Source organism: Deltaproteobacteria bacterium, assembly GCA_018668695.1.
Lineage (GTDB): Bacteria > Myxococcota > XYA12-FULL-58-9 > XYA12-FULL-58-9 > JABJBS01 > JABJBS01.
Genome location: JABJBS010000258.1, coordinates 1 through 5,449 on the forward strand (window position 1 = coordinate 1; position 5,449 = coordinate 5,449).

Consider the following 5,449-nt stretch of genomic DNA (forward strand, 5'->3'; position numbering starts at 1 on the left):
CAGCAGTGACGATTTGTCCTCAAGAGTGGCAAGCAGGCGACGACGCCAGCAACTGCACCGACAACATCGACAACGACAACAACAGCTTCGTTGATTGCGAAGACTTCGCCTGCCTTTATGGTTGCGTTGATGCCTGTACAGACCTTGCTGAGAAGTCAGCTGAAGATTGCCAAGATGGCGTGGATAACGATGGCGATGGTTACACCGACTGCCAAGACAGCGGCTGCCAGAACTGTAATGATTTTTGCGAAAATACCGGTGGCAATGGCGGCAACGGTGGACCAGAAGAAAACACCAACGAACTATGCTCTGATGGCATCGACAACGACGGCAATGGCTTTACTGATTGCGAAGACTTCAGCTGCACAGGCGCGGCGGCCGTAACCATCTGCCCTGCAGAGTGGAACGAAGGCGATGACGCTGGCGTATGTACAGATAGCATCGACAACGATGGCAACGGCTACACCGACTGTGAAGACTTCGCCTGCCTTTATGCTTGCACCGACGCATGTACTGACCTCGCTGAAAAGTCTGCTGCAGATTGCAGCGACGGCGTAGACAACGACGGCGACGGATACGTTGACTGTGAAGACATGGGTTGCCAAAGCTGCGTCGATACTTGTGATGAGCCAACGGGCGGCAATGGCGGCGATGCAGAAGTTACTGACGAAACCTGCAGCGATGGCATCGACAATGATGGCAACGGTTATATGGACTGTGCAGACTTTTCTTGTCAGCAATCATGTGACGTGACTGTATGTGCAACCGCAGAAACTGGTAACTGCACAGATGGCACTGACAACGACGGTAACGGCTATACAGACTGCGACGATTTCCGCTGCAGCTGCGACCCGGCCTGTATCCAGTAAGTAGATTTCCCCCGCTTCGGCGGGGGCCTCTTCGCCCCTATCTACCGGGCCCATTCACACACTGAAGCACTTAAATAAGTGCATCACCAAGTGCTATTTCTTGCCGATTTTCTCCGGCCGATTTTTTTACAAATTGAAGTTCGGGTGGGATGTTTGTTTCAAGCAAGCAAGGCGTGTTCCTTGTAACACACCCAACATCGGAGATTAACATGGCATCAGCACAACCACTTATTCAAGAGATATTCGAAGAAAAGCCTCTGGGCATCTTAGAGGTTCCACCTCAAATGACCCGACCGGTTGTGAATCGTCGCATTTTGCCACGCGTTAAAGCACCGTTTACAGTTTACATGCAGGAAACCGGATCTGAAGTGCGCGGAATCGACCTCTCCTTTGGAGGTTTGATGTGTATGGCCAATGAGCCAATCTGGCCTGGTAATGTAACAAGTCTCGAATTGCGACTATCCGGTATGGAAAAGCCGATGACTTTTAATGCACGAGTTGTTGAAATCGTTACCGTCAAAGGCCAGCTCTCTATGAGACTTCGCTTTGAAGGTGCAAGCGACACCGTTCGTAAGAACATCGCTAAGTGGATGAGCCGTAACGCTTAATCAATTCGCCCTGCACTCAGCGGGGCGCACCCATATAAACAGACAATCTGTGCAAGCTCATAAGATCATGAATTTCTTCAAGCATGAGCGGCAAGGTTGTTAGGTGTCCATGAAATGACGATGATTCTTTTAATACGTCTAGTGCTTTCTCTTCGGCGGCGATCCGTTCACTTCTACCGTTAAACATCACTAAAAGTTTTTCAATCAATCCTACGGCCGCGGGATCATCACCTGCTGCAGCCTTTAGTTCTTCAATCGCTGTTTCAATTGAAGCAATGCCTGGTCTCACCTCGGTTCGGTTCACAATAAAACCCGCAAATGGAATTTTGCGATCCTTAATCTCTCGGCACAAAAACGCAGCTTCACTGACAACAAAATCATCCGTGGTTGCAACAACGAGCGCAGCGGTTTGAGATGAGCGCAGTAGCTCTCCCAATCTTAGGGCACGCTTTCTGAACTCAGCCGCCAGAAACTCCATCGCACGGAAGAAATCTCCGAGCTGTGCCACGAAATCTACACCCAGGGTTCGCCCTAATACATCCCAAATAAGTTTTCCGGTGCGCTTGAGCAGCCCTGCTCCAAACGACTTAGCCTGACTCTCAGGATCTAGAATGGTGAACCACTTAAAAATGTTCTCTTCTAAAAAGCGTGAGACATATTCAGGTGCTTCGAGAAAATCTAAAACATTCTTTGATGGCGGCGTATCCACCACAATCAAATCAAAATCGAAATTTGTATGGAGGTCGTGAAGCTTCTCAACTGCCGTATACTCTAGCGTTCCGGCCATTGCGCCAGAAAGCTGCTGAAAGATAACATTGTTGAACACACGGTCTGCAATCGCTCTATCCGGAGCATTATCTAGAATCAAAGCACGCAGTGTAACTTCCGGATCCAGCATCAACGCGTGTAGCTCGCCATCAAAGCTGAGACCTGCCTGCTTAAACGCTTCGGGCTCTACCCGAGTAGGTTCATTGGTTAGTTCAACACCCAGGGCGTCCGCTAAGCGCTTGGCTGGATCAATCGTTAAGACACATACCTTGCGACCTGAGCGCGCAGCAGCCAAAGCTAAAGCTGCACTCGACGTGGTCTTTCCTACCCCGCCAGGTCCGGCACAAAGAACCACACGTTTATTCTTAATTTGTTCCAGGAGTGTTGTCATGGCGAAGTACCAACCATTTGTTTGGCAACATGATCAACCAACGTAAAGCCTCGCTTCGAATATGCACTGACTTCCGTGAAGGAAAGCTTCAGCGTATCCTTAAGCATTTCCATTCTTGCAGATTGTCGTTTCCTGACGGTCTCGTTGATAGAGCCAAGCGTGATTAGGTTTTTAGCAGGCCCCGAAGGAAGCTCGACCAACATTTTATCAAGCAGCTTGGCTTCTTCAGCATTGAGTTCATTGGCATAGATACCGTTGATTATAATCTGCTCGGTTTCGATTCCCACTTCATTCTTCAAACGACCTACCAGCTGGATACTCTCGTTTACAGGTAACTCCTCGGGCAAAGTGACCACTGCAAGAGCAGTGTTGACTCGGTCGTCCAAGAGTTTTTTAAGAGTAGCGGCAAGCGTTGCGATGGTTCCAAATTTTGCAATTCGAGTAATTCCCTGCGGCACACCCAACATCGTAATGGCGTGACCGGATGCGGGCATATCTACAACCACGAGGTCAAACTCTTCGGGGCATCGCTTATGAGTGCCTGCCACGAGGTGCGAAATGGAGTGAAGAAGGACAAGCTCGTTAAAAGAAGGCGCCGCTTTCCAAAGCCGAGTTAATACTTTGTTGCCTGTCGCAATTTGAACCAAGCGTTTGTGAGGCAGTACTTCAACAAAATAATCCTGAATAGCACTTGGGACAGAAAGATGGACTGCCCAGAAAAGAGGCAGCTCGCGTGGTTTAGGGCGTTCGGGGCTGGTCGCCAGACCTTTTACGCCAAGTAAGGTTGGCATCGCAGCGCGTGCTGCCAAATCACAAAAAAGAACTTTCTTACCTGCACGGGACGCGGCGATTGCCATTGCCAACCCACAGGTAGACTTGCCCACCCCACCTTTTCCGGTGACAAGTACAAGTTTCTTTTTAAAGAGATTCTCCATCACGTCTAAGAGAATATGCCCTTTTTCTTCGAAGCCTTAAGACCTGAAAACTCTTCCAGGAGCTTCTTTTGTTTTGCGTTTATTTTCTTTGGAATCTGTACTCGACATACCACATGCATATCACCGCGGCCGTTGCCTCGTAAATGTGGGACACCCTTCTTGCGAAGGGTAATAATGTCGTTTGGCTGAGTACCCGCTGGCACTTTGATATTCTCAGGACCATCCACTGTGAGAATTTCAATCTCATCACCCAGTGTTGCCTGAACCATATCGACGTTTTGTTCAACGATGATGTCGTTGCCTTCACGATTGAAATAATCATGCGGACGCACTCGCACTTCAATCTTCAAGTCGCCAGATGGACCGCCAAGCCGACCTGGTTGGCCGCCGCCTCTATAGCGAAGCACCACGCCATCTTCCCAGCCTGCAGGAATCTTCACGTTCACTTCACGTGAACCTTCTTGCAATCCTTGTCCATAACAATCACCACAAGGTTTCTCGTGAGTTTGACCTGCGCCCTTGCAGTCGGGACAGGCTGTGCTCACCAAGAACATACCCTGCCCTTGCATGACCTGACCTTGGCCCCGGCACGTACCACAGACTTTGAGCTGGGAACCGGCAGCGCCGCCCTGGCCTTCGCATGTTTCACAATGCACCATCTGTTCGAACGTAATTTCCCGCTCAACACCAAACACTGCTTCTTCGAATTCGATAATCATACGCGCGCCAACATCGGCACCACGCTGAGGACCACCGCGCGAGCGCCTGCGACCCCCGCCAAAGAAATCACCGAAGATGTCGCCAAAATTGGAAAAGATATCTTCCATGCCGGAGAATCCTGAGAAGCCAGAATTCTTTAGACCATCGTGGCCATAGCGGTCATAGAGTTGACGCTTTTCATCATCACTGAGCACTTCATAAGCTTCGGAAGCTTCTTTAAATCGGGCTTCAGCCTCTGGCTCAGGATTCCGGTCGGGATGATACTTCATCGCGAGCGCCCGGTAAGCCTTTTTGATGGAGCCGGCATCGGCCCCTCGTTCAATTTCTAATACTTCGTAGTAGTCGCGCTGGACCATGACTGATTTCCTTCAAACAAACCTATTGGAGAGCCTGCCGGCACCTGAGTGTTCGGCAACAACAAGGGATATGCTCTCTAGCTCAAATCGCAGTAGCATAAGGGTCTTCAGCCGGAAAGCCCTAAGCGGGCATCCGACCCAAAACCTTTAAATCACAGTACATTAGCGTGCCACCCACAGCCGCCATGGGTAAAAGGACCAAATTTAATCCGGGAACAAAGAGTAATAAGGTTGTGGTAGCTCCAAAACCCAGCGTTATCGCCTTATTCGACCAAATAGCTCTCCACCTATCGCCGTAACCTACAAATTTTCGAGCCAAGCTCAGCCCCATAAACTCCTGAGCCAGAAGCCAAGCGGAGAAACAAAAACTTGGAATACTCGCCGCAATAGCCCCCACTCCAGGTATCAAACCCACCAAAAATAGCGGGAAATTAACCGCCATCATAAATAAAAGCCCCCCTACGAGGTCTCCGCAGGCAATCACAACGTCCTTAATCACGCGGCCCATCGTAAGCGGATGGACAGGCGTCCCAACCACCAAAGACTCAACTTTTTCCGACAAACTATCCAAAAACGGGCTCGCGACAGTCTGGCCGACCAACATAAGAACCAAAAAGCCCAAGACCAGAGCAACGGGCCCCACCAAACACCAGAGCAAAAAACTCAAAATTCCAGTGAGCCAACCCAAAATCGTACTGCCGGCAGCCCAAACCGCCATACCCGCTACCCATCCTTGAATCATGGGCACGAGATAAACGGCGGCCATGCCAATCATTGCACCCAAAAGGATGACATTGACTAA

6 protein-coding genes are annotated in these 5,449 nt (G+C 50.0%); 2 read left to right on the top strand and 4 right to left on the bottom strand.

The genetic code is table 11. The annotated features are described in order from the left end of the window. Both HOK28_13605 and HOK28_13610 read left to right on the top strand, forming a co-directional pair. Positions 1-869 (top strand): hypothetical protein (locus HOK28_13605; protein ID MBT6434128.1); only part of this gene is annotated, 869 nt, incomplete at its 5' end. Positions 870-1,078: 209 nt separating this feature from the next. Next, complete coding sequence (locus HOK28_13610; GenBank protein MBT6434129.1) at positions 1,079-1,477, top strand: PilZ domain-containing protein; 399 nt, start codon at positions 1,079-1,081, stop codon at positions 1,475-1,477. A gap of 16 nt (positions 1,478-1,493) precedes the next feature. On the opposite strand, the gene HOK28_13615 is transcribed toward HOK28_13610, so the two are convergent. The 4 genes from HOK28_13615 to HOK28_13630 all read right to left on the bottom strand — a co-directional run. Further along, positions 1,494-2,636 carry an ArsA family ATPase gene (locus HOK28_13615; GenBank protein MBT6434130.1) on the bottom strand — a complete coding sequence of 381 codons (1,143 nt, stop codon included), beginning with the start codon at positions 2,634-2,636 and terminating at the stop codon, positions 1,494-1,496. Continuing rightward, positions 2,633-3,574, bottom strand: a complete 942-nt coding sequence (locus tag HOK28_13620) for an AAA family ATPase (protein MBT6434131.1) — start codon at positions 3,572-3,574, stop codon at positions 2,633-2,635. The genes HOK28_13615 and HOK28_13620 overlap by 4 nt, the downstream gene beginning before the upstream one ends. Positions 3,575-3,576: 2 nt before the next feature. Next, positions 3,577-4,647, bottom strand: coding sequence for a molecular chaperone DnaJ (gene dnaJ, locus HOK28_13625; protein MBT6434132.1), 1,071 nt, complete (start codon positions 4,645-4,647; stop codon positions 3,577-3,579). Between the two features lie 121 nt (positions 4,648-4,768). After that, positions 4,769-5,449, bottom strand: a 681-nt coding sequence (locus tag HOK28_13630) for a hypothetical protein (GenBank protein MBT6434133.1), incomplete at its 5' end; no start/stop codon positions are given.